Here is a 14,124-nt window from a genome sequence, read left to right as displayed (position 1 = left end):
GGCATCTCCTTAGCGCGAGATCAATCGCTGGCGATGCCAGGCGTTCCTTGCACCTGGGGGCGAGCTTGAACCACAGCGCCGCGTCGCGCGGTCCGCAGCGCCCGCGCTTCGGCTTCATCGAGCCAGCTCAGGAACACCAGCGCGGCAGCAAGCACATAGGCACCACCGGCTGGGATCCACATGATCAGGCCCGCCAGCTGCTGGTCCTCCATCAAGGTCAGGCCCCATTTCATCACGCCCGCCGCGTGACCTGGATACAGCGGGCGTGGCGCGAAGATCATCAATGCCCCCGGCAGGCCGCTCAGCACCGCGGTTGACACGATCAGCAGCAGGGTCGACCCGTGCGCCAGGCGACGCGCGTGCTGATGGGGCGGCAGCACGATCGACCAGAACATCAGCGATGTCACGAAGAAGCTCAGGTGCTCGACGATGTGTACGGCATTGTCATCAAGCGCCCATTGGTACGGTCCTGGCGCGTGCCAGAACACGAATGCGCCTGTGAACAGCACCCAGACCAGGAGCGGATGCATCAGCATATGGTAGGCGCGGCCGAAGCCGAGCGTGATCCACAGCCGCACGATCCGCTTCCGCGCCGGGCGCGGGAACGCGCGCAGAAAAATGGCGGGGCAGTCGCTCCAGACCAGCAGCGGGGGCGCCCCCAGCATCAGCAGGAGATGCTGGATCATGTGCACCGAGAACAGGTCCTCGCTGATCGTATCGATGGGCGAATTCAGTGCCAGCAACAGGATCACGATGCCGCCGGCAAATGCGATGGTGCGCGCAGGTGAGAGCAGCTCGGTTTTGTTCTCGCGCATTGCGCTGATAATGCCGAAGGCATACCAGCCGGTGGCCAGCGCAAGGGGAATCATCGTCGACGCATCCAGGCTCCAGCCGGCCGCCGACAGCCGCTCCGGAAAGCCTGGCGCAGAGCCTGCACTATGCGCCATGGCTCGTAGCGGCAGCGCCATCGCGACCAGCAGCAGACCTGCGCGGATGTTCAGCTGCATGTCTTCAATATCCAGAGCGCCGCGCTGTCCGATGCGACGGTCAGAAAGAACAGGCTGCCAATCAGCAGCGCCCAGACCGCCAGAAAACGCGTGCGGCCTTCGCCGGTTTCGACCATGGGCGATTCATGTTGGGCCATTTCCCGGATACTGGCCTGCCAGGCGCGGTAGGCGAACACGATCGCGGCCAGCGATATTGCGAGGCTGACGACGTCGATTGCAATCAGAAGCGCCCAAAGCCCTGCCGGCGATGTCGGGGACTTGGGCACGCTGCCGGGATAGCAGCTGTGACTTGCCAGCGCATAGTTTGCGATCAGGTGCAGCGACCAGCCGATCGGTGGTGCAAACAGCGCCGCGAGCAGCCAGCCGATGCTGACGCGGTTGCGGTGCGGGGCGGGATGTCCGGCGCGCCGGAGCGAGGCTTCGTCAGCCATGGCGCAGCCCCAGATATGGCGTGATGTAGAGGCTGAAGAACACCACCAGCCAAACCGCGTCGACGAAGTGCCAGTAGATGGCGCCGATCGAGATCGGCGCGTCGCGCCCGGGGCCGAAATATCCGAGCGCCGACCAGAGCGTGAGCGGCAGCAGCATGATCAGGCCGAGCACGACGTGGCCCATGTGGAAGCCGGTCACGACGAAGAAGATCGAGCCGTAAGGGCCCGAATTGAGGCTGAACGACTTCGCCTTCCACTCGAACACCTGGATGGTGACGAAGATCACGCCGAGGACGAAGCCGATGCCCATGCCGGCCGTCTGCTTCCAGCGTACGCCCTCGTGCCCGCCGCGCTCGCCGAACCACACGGCGACGCTTGAGACCAGCAGGATGACCGTATTCGGGGCTGCGAGCTTGAAGGTCGGCATTTCCGCCGGCCACATCTCGCCGCGCCGCTGCACGGCGAAATAGTAATAGGCAAACAGCAGATAGGCAAACAGCGACGCTTCGGTGATGATAGCCGCGATCATGCTCCACCAGCCGACCGTCCGAGAGGTGACGCTGCCGATCGGCAGATCATCACGGGATATCGTGACGATCGTCATCAGGGCCTCCGTTCGGCAAGCTTGGCCCGCGGCCAGAGCCAGATCAGCTGAAAGATGAGGCCGACGACGAGGGAGGCGATCACCAACCACCACAGCTTGACGATCAGCCCGGCGAACAGGGCCGTGAGTGCGAGCGCCAGCAGCAGCGGCATCAGCGAATCCTCCGGCATTCTCAGGATTGCTTCCGGCTGGGCATCCAGCGTTGTCGTTGCCAGCGCCTCCTTGCCGTGATCGAGTGGAAAGCCCTTGCCGAGATCGGAATGATAAGGCGATTCCCTGAGCCGTGTTTCCCACAGCGGGGTCCGCGTCGCCAGCGTCGGCAGGACGACAAAATTGTAGGGTGGGGGCGGTGACGGCGTGGTCCATTCGAGCGTGGCGGCGTCCCAGGGATTTGGGCCGGCGTCCTGGCCATGCCTGAGGCTGAGTACGACGTTGATGATGAAGAGCAGGAAGCCGACCGCGAAGACATAGCTGCCGATCGTCGTGATCAGATTGATGGTGTCGAGGCCCATGCCCTCGGGAAAAGTGTAGATGCGGCGCGGCATGCCCAGCAGGCCGCTGATATGCATCGGGAAGAAGCCGACGTTGAAGCCGACGAACATGAACCAGAAATTCCAGCGGCCGAGCCGCTCGTCGAGCAGCTTGCCGAACATTTTCGGAAACCAGAAATAGCTCGCGCCCATCACCGGAAACAGGTTCCAGCCGATCAGCACATAATGGATATGGGCGACGACGAAATAGGTATCGGTGAGCTGCCAATCGACCGGGACCGAGCCGGTCATGAAGCCCGATACGCCGCCGATCACGAACACGACGATGAAGCCGGCGAAGAACAGGAAAGCGGTGTTGAAGACCGGGCGTCCGGTCCAGATCGTACCGAGCCAGGCGAAGGCCGACACCGCGCTCGGAATCACGATGAGGATCGACACGGCGCTGAAGAACGACAGCGCCAGTCCCGGCAATCCCGTCGCGAACATGTGGTGCAGCCAGACGCCGAAACCGAGCACCATGGTCAGCACCGTCGCCAGCGCCACGGCAGTGTAGCCGACCAGAGGGCGGCGGCACAAAATCGGCAGCGCTTCCGACACCATGCTGATGGCCGGTAGCACGATCACGTAGACCCAGGGATGCCCCCACATCCAGAACAGGTGCTGCCACAGCAGCGGCTGTCCCGTCGGGGGCCGATAGAAATGGGTTGCGAACTGACGGTCCATCCACAACAGGAAAAAGGCCAGCGTGACGCTCGGCATCGCGAACAGGTTGCCGACCGAGATGGTCAGCGTGCCCCAGCTCAAGATCGGCAGCCGGTTGATCGACATGCCCGGCGCACGCATGTGCAGGAGGGTGACGACGAAATTCAACGAGCCAAGCGTGGTCGAAATCCCCAGCAGGATGTTCGATAGGGCATAGAAATCGATGTTGAGGCCCGGATTGAACGGGCGCGAGGCGTAAGGCACGTAGTTGAACCAGCCGTCATTCGGCGCCTCGCCGATCGCAAATCCCACATAGAGATAGATGCCGGAAAAGAGAAACAGCCAGTAAGTAAAGGCGTTCAGCCGCGGCATCGCCATGTCGCGAGTGCCGATGACGAGCGGTTGCAGGAACACGCTGAAGCCGGTCAGGATCGGAAAGGCGTACCATAGGATCATGGTCGCGCCGTGCATCGTGAACAGTTCGTTGTACTGCTCGGGCGTCAGCAGGGTCTCATTGGGTTGCGTGATCTGGAGGCGGAAGATCAGCGCTTCAATTCCACCCACGATCAGGAAGATGAACGATGTGACGATGTAACGGAGCCCGATCTCCTTGTGGTCGACCGAGGACAGCCAGCCGATCACGCCCGGCTTGGTTTCCCATAAAGCGTTGAGCTTCTCCGCGAGCGGAGACGCATAGTCGCGTACGGCGACCCGGGGAGCGCGATCATATTCCGTCGCGGTCATGCGTGCTCCTACTTAAGTGTCTCGACATATTGCCGGATCAGCGTCAATTGCGGCCCGGAGAGATCGAGGCGCGGCATCAGATTGCCAGGCTTGGTGTGCTGGGGATCGGCGATCCAGGCGGCGAGATTGCCGCGATTGTTCGGCAAGGTCGCCGCACCGATCGCGCGCCGGCTCATGATGTGGGTGAGGTCAGGCCCGACGATGCCGCCCGCTGTGGTCCCGCGGACGCGGTGGCAGATGCCGCAGCGGCTATCGAACAGCATTTCGCCCTGCTGGAGCGCGGCACCGGAGAGGGGTGGCGCCGATTGGAGCTGTTGCTGGCGCCATTGCTCGAAGTCGTCTGCCGAGGACGCCACTACCTCGAAGGCCATGTGCGCATGCTGCTGTCCGCAGTACTCGCCGCATTGGCCGCGATAGACGCCTTCTCGATCGGCCTGCAGCCAGGTCTGGTTTTCCTGTCCGGGGATCATATCCGTCTTTCCGGCGAGCTTCGGCACCCAGAACGAATGAATGACGTCGTCGCCGCGCAGCTTGACCTCGACCACCTTGCCGACCGGGATATGGATTTCATTCGCGGTGGTGAATTCATCGGAAGGCGTGTCGGCGAGATAGCGCACTTCCCACCACCATTGGTGACCGGTGATCAGGAGCCGCACGGCCGCAGGGCCGGGTTGCGGTCCGGTCCTGGCGAGGGTGGCGAAGGTCCAGAAGGTGGTGATCAGCAGCACGACGGTGGTGATGCCGACGCCGACATAGATCCACGATATGCCGTCTTGCGGTCGTGCAATCGCAGCCAGGCCGGGAAGCGCAGGCGGCGGCAGGTCGCGGCGGCGAAACATGCCAACCAGCAGCAGGGCTGTCACGATGAGGATCACCAGCACGGAGACCGCAGTCGAGAACCAGGCCAGGTGAGCAATGGAATCGGCGCGGGCACCGTGGGTGATCAGATAGTCCAAAGGCGTTTCGGCGGAAGCGACTTTGGTCGACAGCAGGAGGCAAGGCAGCGCAAGCGCAAGGATCGACCGAGTGGCCGGACTACCGCGACCTTGGGCCGTCCTCGGGCTCGGCAGTATTTGCTCTCCATTCGACACTGCGCGCTCCAATCGTCTGCGCATCTGCTATGGCTTCTGGCCCTGCTTAAAGGTCGTTGTTGCCGCCCATGGATCAGGTGTGGCGGCCTTTTCCGCAGGGATTTGTTCGACGGCCGGCGACAACGGCGACGCCGAGAAGGTGCGTCCCCACTCAGGCGTGGGCTCGTTGCTGATCTTGCCGATGTAGGTGACGAGATCCCAGATCACCGTGTCCGGCAGTGTGGCCCCCCAGGCCGGCATGCCGTTCGGACGGCCCTGATAAATCGAAAGATAGATGTTGGCGGGCTGCGACCCGTAGATGAAGAAGTTGTTGCTGAGCGCGGGACCCATGCCGCCGCCGCCGGCTGGTGCATGGCAACCGACGCAGTTGAACTGGATGAAATAGCGCATGCCGCGCTCGGCCGACTTCGGATCGCCCTGCGCCGGGTTCTTGATGTCTGGCGCGCTGCGGATGCCGTTCGGGGAAAGATGGCTGACCGGCACCTGTATGAATCGCCCCGGCTGGCCACCGCCGATCGACGCACCCACATCCGGCTGCGGCTGCATAGAAGGCAATTGCGCTTCCTCGGATGATGGGAGTGCCTGCTGCGCCAGCGCGGCGCAACCGCCCGTCGCCGCGAGTGTGAGGACAATCAGCGCAGTTCGACCGCTCGCATGCATCTCAGTGTCCTCCGGATGCGGCCTGTGCCTCGTCGACGAGCGGAACGCCGAATTCGCGCAGCAGTGCTGCAATAGCGTTGCGATTCCCGTCGATGAATGCCTGCAACTGGTCGCGTAGCGCGTCATCGCCCTTGCGTACGCCCATCGCGATCGCAAATTGGAAGCGTTGTGGCGCAAAGTGGCCGGCATCCTCAATTGGCGTGATCGTCAGTGGAACGGCGGATCGCTTGGCGAAGTAGCCGGCCAGCGGTCCCCAGGCTGCGGCAACATCAATATCGCCATTGGCGACCGCTTCGATCAGGCGCGCCGGCGGGTTGGGCTCGCGATAGTCGCCATAGATCGGAAAGCCCCTGACATTGTCGATAATTCCTTCTTGCCCCAGCGCATGCGCTGGAGGCGGGTTGTTGCCGTCGTCGCCGATCAAATGCACGCCGATTGTGAGCGAGCGCAATCTCGGATCGTCGAGTCCGATGAGATCGAGGTGGCGGTCGGCGCGGCTGACGAGGACATAGGTCGAGCGGTAATAGGGCGTGGTGGTCTCAACCAGGTCGTAATGTGCAGGCACGCCGATCACGACGTCGCAAAGGCCGGCTTTGAGCGTGTGCCGGATGAAGCCGCGACGCTGTGCAAACCAAGTGTAGCTGACGGTCTTGCCGATGCGCTGCGCGATCATTTCGGCGAGCCTGTTTTCGAAGCCTTGCTGCGCCCGATTGGAAAACGGCAGGTTGTTCGGATCGGCGCAGACCCGGAGCTCGTGGGAGGTCGTCTGCGCACGCACAGCGCCTGGCACGCCGATCGCAAGGGCCGGGGCAAACGCGAACAAGAAGGCCCATGATTCAGTGCGACGGCGCATTGGTCGTGCCTTGCGGATTCGCGCCGGCTGTGCCGGGCCCAAGCCTGAACACCAGAAGCTCGCTGCCCCCGGTGGTATAGAACGGCAGGTCCTGGGTGGCGCCGGTGAAGCCGAGTGCACTGTTGCGAACCCTCGGATCGACCTCGGCGTTGGCGACCACGCCCGGCCAGCCGCCGACCCCGGAGAGGATCGCGATATATTGCTGCCCATCCGTGCCGCGATAGGAGACCGGCTGGCCGATGAAGCCGGAGCCGGCGCGGAATTGCCAGAGCACCTCGCCTGTTTTCGCGTTCACCGCTTTGAAGAGGCGGTCCATCGTGCCGTAGAAGGCGACGTCGCCGGCGGTCACCAGCGCACCCGACCACACCGGAAGCTTCTCATGGATTTCCCAGACCTTCTTGCGGGCGACCGGATCCCAGGCCATGAACTCGCCGCGATAGCCGCCGGGGCCGGCATACATGTCGACATCGGCGCCGACGAACGGTGTGCCAGCGATGTAGCCGACTTCGGATGCCTTAAAATCCATACAGAGATGCTGGTGCGGAACGTAGAGCAATTTCGTGCGCGGCGACCACGCCGTCGGCTGCCAATCCTTGGCGCCCGGCGCGGACGGGCAGATGTTCTCGATCGTCTTGCCGAGAACCGGAGTCTTCTCCTCATTCGGGATGATCTTGCCGCTTTTGAGGTCGACGCCCTTGTAGGCGTTGACGAACTCATAAGCATCGGCGGACAGCACTTCGCCGCTGGTGCGATCGATCACATACATATAGCCGTTGCGGCCGGGATGGATCAGAACCTTGCGCGGCGCGCCGTTGATGTCGAGATCGACCAGCACGTTCTCGTTGATTTCGTCATGGTCGAACAGATCGTGCGGGTTGACCTGGTAGGCCCATTTGGCGTGGCCCGTGTCGATGTCACGGGCGAAGATCGTGGTGCTCCAGAGATTGTCGCCGCTGCGCTGATTGGCATTCCACGGGCTTGGATTGGCCGTGCCGTAGTAGATCATGTTCAACGCCGGATCATAGGAAATCCAACCCCACATCGTGCCGCCGCCGTTCTGCCAGCGATCTGCGGGCCACGTCTTCACGCCGAGATCCTTGCCTTTGAGACTGGCGTAGAACGGCTTGAAATCATCGCCGATCAGGACATCCTTGTCGGGGCCGGTGGCATAGGCGCGCCAGGCGACCGCTCCGGTGTTCTCGTCGAGCGCGGTCACCCAGCCGCGAACGCCGAGCTCGCCGCCGCTGTTGCCGACCAGAACCTTTCCCTTGGCGACCACCGGCGCCATGGTGATGGTCTCGCCCCTGTTGATCTCGCCGAGCTTCGTATGCCACAGCTCCTTGCCGGTCTTGGCATCGATCGCGACGGTGTGGTCGTCGAGGGTGTTGAGGAAGACCTTGCCGCTGTCGAAGGCGAGCCCGCGGTTGACGACGTCACAACAGGCCACCCCTGCCGCCGCTGGCTCTGGCTTCGGCGCATAGGACCATTTCAACTCGCCGCTGGTGGCATCGAGCGCGAACACGCGGTTCGGATAGGGCCCGGCATAGGGCCCTACGACATACATGGTGCCGTCGACGATGATCGGCGCCGCTTCCTGGCCGCGGTCGGCCCCGACCGAAAACGTCCAGGCGAGCTGCAACTGTGAGGCGTTGGAGATGTTGATCTGATCGAGATCGCTGAAACGGGTGTTCGCGTAATCGCGCGCCGGCATCGGCCATTGCGCAGGGTCCTTCATGCGCTCGGCCAGATCACTGGTACCGGCCGCGGACGATTGCTGTGCATCACATGGATGAAGCGGCGAGATCGCACTGGCGATTGCGACGAGACTGATGGCCAGGGACGTGCGACGCGCCAGTGCTAACATGGATGAATCGTTCCGCGACAATTGGCACGCGGGCGTGACGAGACTTAGGCCCGGCGACCTGCGACGTACAAACGTCGGTGCGAAGGTTGGTTCCTAATAGCCTGGCAGCGCCATCTGTCCGGGACCGTACGTCGCAGACAGCCTTGAAACCAAGCCCTCGCAAACGGGTTCTCTGCGGAAACATCCAGCGGCAGCGGACGGGACCATGCATAGCAAACAAGAGCAGGTGAAGCCGGTGGCGGAGGGTGTCTGGGTTGTCGATGCCGGGCGCATTCATGCGGCCGGCCTGCCGCTTCCGGTCCGGATGACGGTGATCCGACTGAAGAGCAGCGACCTGCTGCTGCACTCGCCAACCCAATATTCCGATGACTTGCGGCGAGAACTCGAGCGGCTTGGCCCGATCAAATATCTGGTGGCTCCCAACATCGCCCATTGGATGTTCCTGCCGGAGTGGCAGGCCGCCCTCCCGATTGCGAAACTGTTCGCCGCGCCCGGGCTCGCGGAGCGCGCCCAAGTGCGTCGCTCCGGACTGCGGATCGATCATGAGCTCGGCGAGAGGAGCCCTGATGAATGGGCCGAGGATATCGAGCTCGTTCTGGTCAGCACGTTGTTGTTTTCGGAGGTCGAGCTCTTTCACAAGCCGAGCCGGACCCTGGTCCTGACCGACCTGGTGCAGAATCTTGCGCCGGAGGGGCTGTCGCCATTGTCCCGTGCAGCGGCAAGTCTGCTCGGGATCACGGCGCCCAATGGCAAGGCGCCGGCCTATTTGCGGCTGCTATTGCGTTTGGGAGGCCGTCCGGTCGAAACCGCGGTGTCGCGGCTGATCGAGCTCGCGCCAGAGCGCGTGATCTTCGCACATGGCCGGTGGTTCGAAAGTGGCGGCACCGAACAGCTCCGTCGCTCATTGTCCTGGCTGAGGCGTTCCGCGGGCGCGCGCGTTGCTCTGCCCGCTACGCGGGAGCTGAGCGCGGTGCGCGTGGTGGTGACGGGCGCCTCCAGCGGTATCGGTCGTGCGACCGCGCTGGCGCTCGCGCGGAGAGGCGCAAGCGTTGCGCTCGCCGCCCGGCGCGCGGATGTGCTCAACGATGTCGCGGCCGAATGCGATGCGTTGGGTGGGCATGCGCTTGCCGTGCCGACCGATGTCACGGATGCGCAAGCCGTACAGCGGCTCGCGGATGCCGCGGAGAAGGCGTTCGGCGGCATCGACGTCTGGATCAATAATGCCGGGACGGGCGTATTCGGCGCTTTTGGCGAGGCCGACATCGCCTTGCACCGACGGACGATCGAGGTGAATCTGCTGGGAACGATGAACGGCGCCTATGCCGTGCTTCCGATCTTCCAGCGCCAGCGGCGCGGCATCCTGATCAACAATATTTCGCTCGGCGGCTGGGCGCCGACCCCGTTCGCAGCCGCCTATACGGCAAGCAAGTTCGGCCTGCGTGGCTTCTCGGCGAGCCTGCGCCAGGAGCTGACTGCACATCCTGACATTCACGTCTGCAGCGTGTTTCCGGCAATGGTCGACACTCCCGGCTTCGTCCATGGCGCCAACATGTCCGGCCGAAACCTCGATCCGGGGCCGCTGTTGTATCGCCCCGACGACGTGGCCGAGACCTTCCTGCAACTGATCCGGTCCCCACGCGACGAGGTCGCGGTGGGATGGCCGGCGCGTCTGGGCCAAGTCTCATATGCGCTGGCGCGAGGACCGACCGAGCGTCTGATGGGAGCCGGCTTCCGCTTCCTGCTCGCGCGTGCGAGACCTGCACCGCGCAGCGAGGGCGCATTGCTTGCGCCGGTGCCGGCAGGCAAATCCGCAAGCGGCGGATGGCTGGCACGCAAGCGGTTGCCTCCGGCCGACCAGTTGAGCAAGATCGGACTCGCTCTTGGCATCCTCGTTATTGCATTTACCGGATTGGCCATGGCGCGCGGGCCGAGCAGCCGCTCGCACCGTCGACACCGGCGCGCCTGAGCAGCGTTCCCCTTCGCTCTTGATGCGTCATTCTCGTCGACCTCGACGCTGCGCGGCTTCATCAAAAAAAATGCCGGCGAGAACGCCGGCATTTTGACCCGATCGTTCGGGGCTTTATTTGTTAGACTGGCCCACGCTCGGCGCCTTGTTCAATTCTTGCGCCATGTCGAGGTGGTGCCGCAGCGTCGGCAGCGTCTTGCCGGCCCAGTCCTTCAGCTCGGCGTCGTCGCCGCCTTTGGCATAGCGCTCGAACAGCGAGACCGCATCCTTGTGCGCACTGACCTGGTCGGAGGCGAAAGTCGAGCTGAAATCCTTGCCCGTCTCGCCCTTGAGCTTGTCGAGCTTGCTCTGGTGGGAGCTGTCGAGCGCAGTCGGCAGCTCGGCCTTGACCTTGCCGGACGTGACCATGCCCTTCAGTTCGGTGCTGGTCTTGGTGTGGTCGGTGACCATCTGCCTCGCGAAGGTTTTGTCCTGCGCAGTTCCTTTCTCTTCGCCCAGCTTGTTTGACTCGATCTCGAACATATCGCTGATTGCGACCTCCTTGACGAAATCGGCGGTCGATGGTGCCACTCCGAGTGCGGAATTGACGCCGGTCTTTTCTCCTACCGATTGAGCAAGAGCCGGACCTGCAAGGAGAATGCAGCCCGCAACAATCATCAGGCGTTTCATGATGTCGTCCCTCCGGGGGTTCACTGCCGGCCCGCTGAAATCGCCGGCCGTAATCCGCTCTCCAACCCTTGGTGGAGAGCGTTTGTTCCTACAGCGTAGGTTCCAACCTCCGGGGACGGCGTCGGCGACCGGAACTAGCTGCGGGACCCGCAACGTGGTCCGCGCGCTCGACGCCGCAATGACGTCATCGCACCTCCGCTGCGGCGGTGCTGATCGGACGCTGGACCTGCTTCCTGCGCGCCGGCGTGGCGCTCGGTTTGGAGGCCTCCGTTGCCAGCGACAATGTGAAATAGGCGATGGTTGCCTCGATGCCCTTTTCGATCGGGATCGAAGGTTGCCAGCCCAGCACCCGGCGCGCCGCCTCGATGGTGGGCTTGCGACGCTTGGGATCGTCTGCCGGCAGAGGTTTGAACTGCAAGGGGGACTTCGACTTGGTCCGTGCGAGCACTTCGCGCGCGATGGCTTCGATGGTCATCTCCTGCGGATTGCCGAGATTGAAGGGGCCGGTGACCGCGGCAGGGCTCTCCATCAACATTTCAAGGCCGCGGATCAGATCATCGACGAAGCAGAAGCTGCGCGTCTGCTGCCCGGAGCCATAGACGGTGATCGGCTCGCCGCGCAGCGCCTGCACGATAAAATTCGAGACGACGCGCCCGTCGTTTTCGAGCATCCGCGGCCCGTAGGTGTTGAAGATCCGCGCGACCTTGACCTCGACCCCATGGAGCCGATGGTAGTCGAAGATCACGGCTTCGGCCGCGCGCTTGCCTTCATCATAGCAGGCGCGAGGTCCGATCGGATTGACGTGGCCGACATAGGATTCCGGCTGCGGATGCACTTCGGGATCGCCATAGACTTCGCTGGTCGACGCCTGCAGGAAGCGGGCGCTCTTTTGCCGGGCCAGCTCCAGCATGTTGATGGTTCCGACCACGCAGGTGCGCATCGTTCCCACTGGGTCGGCCTGGTAGTGCGGAGGCGAGGCGGGGCAGGCGAGATTGTAGATCCGATCGACTGAGCCTTGAAGTCGCAGCGGAACGCGGATGTCATGCTCGATGAAGAAAAAATTGCGGTGATTCAACAGTGGACGGACGTTACGGACCGAACCGGTATAGAGATTGTCGACGCAGATCACCTCGTCACCACGCTGCAGCAGCGAATCGCACAGATGTGAGCCGATGAACCCGGCGCCGCCGGTGACAATGACGCGGCGAGACCGCCGATTGAAGGAGAGGGTCGGTTTTTGCACGTTCATGGGTTGACCTGCATCTCTGCAATTTGAAGAGGGCGACTTGCGACGCGCGGATCGGACGGGCGCCGCCTGTTCTTGGCTTCAAGGACGCAGGCTTCGAGCTGACGGGCGCGATGGTCGGGCGTGTGCTCCCGCAGGATCCGTTTTCGCGCCCGCTCCGCGATATTGCGCCGCGTGTCCTCGGGCATGTCGCGCAGGATCTCGATGACGTCCTCCGGCTTGGAGACCAAAAGGACCTCGCTGCACGGTGTGAAGATGGTTTCGATCCCCGGCCAGCGGTCGGAGATGATCGGCGTTCCGCAGGCGGCGGCTTCGAACAGCCGGACGCTCGGCGAAAATCCGAGCGTGCGCATGTCGCTGCGGGTGAGGTTCAGCGTAAATCGCTGCGCTGCGTAGAAGGCGGCATGGTCCTGCGGCGGCACGTGATCGATCCGCTGCACATTGGCTGGCCAGCTGATCTCGGCAGGATACTGCGCACCGGCGACGACGAATTCGTCGGAGGCACGCGTCCGGGCCGGTCTGAGCAGAAGCGTCTCCAACGCCGGCTGCCGGTCGGAACTATACGTTCCGAGATAGCCGAGCGCCCAGCGCGGCTCGACCGGATGGGGCCGATACTGATCGATATCGGCGCTGCAGTAGAGCGCGCGCGCGAGCGGACTTCCATAAATCTCTTGAATCATGCCGGGCACCGGCCCGCCCGAAAAGGACAAATACAGGTCGAAGCGCGGAATCATCTTCGCTGAGAGATAGTCCAAGCCCTTGTCGAGGCCGGCGAGCGTCACGGGCGTGTCGATGTCATAGAAGGCGGTGATTCCGCGGGCTTGCGAGGTGACCCATTCGGCGATCGCGATCCCGTCAGGGACGTAGGAGCCGATCATCACGAGATCGGCGTCGCAGATGTCGGAGCCGAACCGGCGCGGGATATCCTGCAGCGAATTGTAAAGCTTCACGTTCCAGGTCTTCGGCGGCTTCAGATCGCGATGCGCGCGATACCAGGGCACGTCGCGTTCGAGGAAGGTGACCCGATGCCCGCGCCTGGCGAGGGCTTCGATCAGCGCTCGATAGGTGGTGGCATGTCCATTCCCCCATGAGGAGGTCACCGACAGTCCGATAACGACGACGTCAAGTTTCATTCCGCGGCCTCTGTCTTCGTGCTGATGCCTTCGATCAAACGGCTGAACTGGAGCGCGCGATGGCGGTAAGTGTGATGTGCCAGGATGCGCTTTCGCGCACGCTCGGCGATTGCGCGGGCCCGGTCGGGCCCGAGCGCGGCGAGATGCTCGGCCACCTCGTCGCCGCTGGCGGCGACAAGGACTTCCTGGCCTGGTTCGAGAAATGAATCGATGCCGACCCAGGCATCGGTGATCAGGCAGGCGCCCGCACCGGCTGCTTCGAAGACGCGGGTCGGCGGCGAGAAGCCGTAGCGCGCCATGCTGTCCCGGTTGACGTTCAAGGCCGCGAGACCGGAGGCGAAGAACGCATTGTGGTCACCGGTACCGACGTGACCGACCTTGCGCACATTCGACGGTGTTCCCTTCGACTCCCAGCCCGATCCGCCCAACACGAATTGCCGTTCGGGCATGCGTGCGGCAACGTCGAGAAAGAACTGCTCGATGCGGGCTTCGCGATCCGGCAGCCGGTTGGCCAGTAAGCCGAGATCGCAGCCGAACTTGTCGATCGGCGTGACCGGGAAGTGTGTCTGCGGATCAAGCGCGTTGTAGATGGGCACGCAGTCGCGCGCGCCGACGCCCTTGTAGGCCGTGACGACGGGATCACCGCCGCCATAGGTCAGCACC

General features: G+C 63.4%; 13 protein-coding genes. 1 reads left to right on the top strand and 12 read right to left on the bottom strand.

The genetic code is table 11. The features are described 5' to 3' along the window. Positions 1-20 precede the first annotated feature (20 nt). From BRAS3843_RS30430 to BRAS3843_RS30395, 8 genes are all read right to left on the bottom strand, one after another. Positions 21-1,007 carry a cytochrome c oxidase assembly protein gene (locus tag BRAS3843_RS30430; RefSeq protein ID WP_008973008.1) on the bottom strand — a complete coding sequence of 329 codons (987 nt, stop codon included), beginning with the start codon at positions 1,005-1,007 and terminating at the stop codon, positions 21-23. Then, positions 998-1,438: a hypothetical protein gene (locus tag BRAS3843_RS30425; RefSeq protein ID WP_008973007.1), complete on the bottom strand. Its 441-nt coding sequence runs from the start codon at positions 1,436-1,438 to the stop codon at positions 998-1,000. Before BRAS3843_RS30425 ends, BRAS3843_RS30430 begins: the two co-directional genes overlap by 10 nt. Further along, positions 1,431-2,042, bottom strand: coding sequence for a cytochrome c oxidase subunit 3 (locus BRAS3843_RS30420; protein ID WP_008973006.1), 612 nt, complete (start codon positions 2,040-2,042; stop codon positions 1,431-1,433). The genes BRAS3843_RS30425 and BRAS3843_RS30420 overlap by 8 nt, the downstream gene beginning before the upstream one ends. Then, the gene (locus tag BRAS3843_RS30415) at positions 2,042-3,979 is read right to left on the bottom strand and encodes a cbb3-type cytochrome c oxidase subunit I (protein WP_008973005.1); all 1,938 of its coding nucleotides are present in this window, start codon (positions 3,977-3,979) and stop codon (positions 2,042-2,044) included. The genes BRAS3843_RS30420 and BRAS3843_RS30415 overlap by 1 nt, the downstream gene beginning before the upstream one ends. Positions 3,980-3,987: 8 nt before the next feature. Further along, positions 3,988-4,935 (bottom strand): cytochrome c oxidase subunit II, encoded by a 948-nt coding sequence (gene coxB, locus BRAS3843_RS30410; protein WP_244425509.1) that lies wholly within the window; start codon positions 4,933-4,935, stop codon positions 3,988-3,990. Positions 4,936-5,097: 162 nt separating this feature from the next. After that, positions 5,098-5,730 (bottom strand): c-type cytochrome, encoded by a 633-nt coding sequence (locus BRAS3843_RS30405; protein ID WP_008973003.1) that lies wholly within the window; start codon positions 5,728-5,730, stop codon positions 5,098-5,100. Position 5,731: 1 nt separating this feature from the next. Continuing rightward, complete coding sequence (locus BRAS3843_RS30400; protein WP_008973002.1) at positions 5,732-6,583, bottom strand: substrate-binding domain-containing protein; 852 nt, start codon at positions 6,581-6,583, stop codon at positions 5,732-5,734. Then, entirely contained in the window at positions 6,567-8,447 is a 1,881-nt protein-coding gene (locus BRAS3843_RS30395; protein ID WP_008973001.1) for a methanol/ethanol family PQQ-dependent dehydrogenase, read from the bottom strand. The genes BRAS3843_RS30400 and BRAS3843_RS30395 overlap by 17 nt, the downstream gene beginning before the upstream one ends. A 205-nt stretch (positions 8,448-8,652) precedes the next feature. Here BRAS3843_RS30395 and BRAS3843_RS30390 point away from each other — a divergent pair, with 205 nt between their 5' ends. After that, entirely contained in the window at positions 8,653-10,413 is a 1,761-nt protein-coding gene (locus BRAS3843_RS30390) for an SDR family oxidoreductase (RefSeq protein ID WP_008972999.1), read from the top strand. A gap of 114 nt (positions 10,414-10,527) precedes the next feature. On the opposite strand, the gene BRAS3843_RS30385 is transcribed toward BRAS3843_RS30390, so the two are convergent. The 4 genes from BRAS3843_RS30385 to BRAS3843_RS30370 all read right to left on the bottom strand — a co-directional run. Then, on the bottom strand, positions 10,528-11,082 hold the full coding sequence (locus BRAS3843_RS30385) for a DUF4142 domain-containing protein (protein ID WP_008972998.1): 555 nt from the start codon (positions 11,080-11,082) through the stop codon (positions 10,528-10,530). Positions 11,083-11,266: 184 nt separating this feature from the next. Further along, positions 11,267-12,331, bottom strand: coding sequence for a UDP-glucuronic acid decarboxylase family protein (locus BRAS3843_RS30380; protein ID WP_008972997.1), 1,065 nt, complete (start codon positions 12,329-12,331; stop codon positions 11,267-11,269). Next, entirely contained in the window at positions 12,328-13,461 is a 1,134-nt protein-coding gene (locus BRAS3843_RS30375; RefSeq protein WP_008972996.1) for a glycosyltransferase, read from the bottom strand. The genes BRAS3843_RS30380 and BRAS3843_RS30375 overlap by 4 nt, the downstream gene beginning before the upstream one ends. Next, positions 13,458-14,124 (bottom strand): glycosyltransferase (locus BRAS3843_RS30370; RefSeq protein WP_035983332.1); only part of this gene is annotated, 667 nt, incomplete at its 5' end. The genes BRAS3843_RS30375 and BRAS3843_RS30370, both read right to left, overlap by 4 nt.

It is taken from the genome of Bradyrhizobium sp. STM 3843, from assembly GCF_000239815.1.
Classification (GTDB): Bacteria; Pseudomonadota; Alphaproteobacteria; order Rhizobiales; family Xanthobacteraceae; genus Bradyrhizobium.
The sequence above is the reverse complement of the archived record's forward strand: the minus strand, read 5'-3'. Positions and strand labels throughout refer to the sequence as shown.

Coding starts and splice junctions, on each gene's coding strand:
- BRAS3843_RS30430 (WP_008973008.1), bottom strand. CDS start 1,007: ATGCAGCTGAACATCCGCGCAGGTCTGCTGCTGGTCGCGATGGCGCTG.
- BRAS3843_RS30425 (WP_008973007.1), bottom strand. CDS start 1,438: ATGGCTGACGAAGCCTCGCTCCGGCGCGCCGGACATCCCGCCCCGCAC.
- BRAS3843_RS30420 (WP_008973006.1), bottom strand. CDS start 2,042: ATGACGATCGTCACGATATCCCGTGATGATCTGCCGATCGGCAGCGTC.
- BRAS3843_RS30415 (WP_008973005.1), bottom strand. CDS start 3,979: ATGACCGCGACGGAATATGATCGCGCTCCCCGGGTCGCCGTACGCGAC.
- BRAS3843_RS30405 (WP_008973003.1), bottom strand. CDS start 5,730: ATGCATGCGAGCGGTCGAACTGCGCTGATTGTCCTCACACTCGCGGCG.
- BRAS3843_RS30400 (WP_008973002.1), bottom strand. CDS start 6,583: ATGCGCCGTCGCACTGAATCATGGGCCTTCTTGTTCGCGTTTGCCCCG.
- BRAS3843_RS30395 (WP_008973001.1), bottom strand. CDS start 8,447: ATGTTAGCACTGGCGCGTCGCACGTCCCTGGCCATCAGTCTCGTCGCA.
- BRAS3843_RS30390 (WP_008972999.1), top strand. CDS start 8,653: ATGCATAGCAAACAAGAGCAGGTGAAGCCGGTGGCGGAGGGTGTCTGG.
- BRAS3843_RS30385 (WP_008972998.1), bottom strand. CDS start 11,082: ATGAAACGCCTGATGATTGTTGCGGGCTGCATTCTCCTTGCAGGTCCG.
- BRAS3843_RS30380 (WP_008972997.1), bottom strand. CDS start 12,331: ATGAACGTGCAAAAACCGACCCTCTCCTTCAATCGGCGGTCTCGCCGC.
- BRAS3843_RS30375 (WP_008972996.1), bottom strand. CDS start 13,461: ATGAAACTTGACGTCGTCGTTATCGGACTGTCGGTGACCTCCTCATGG.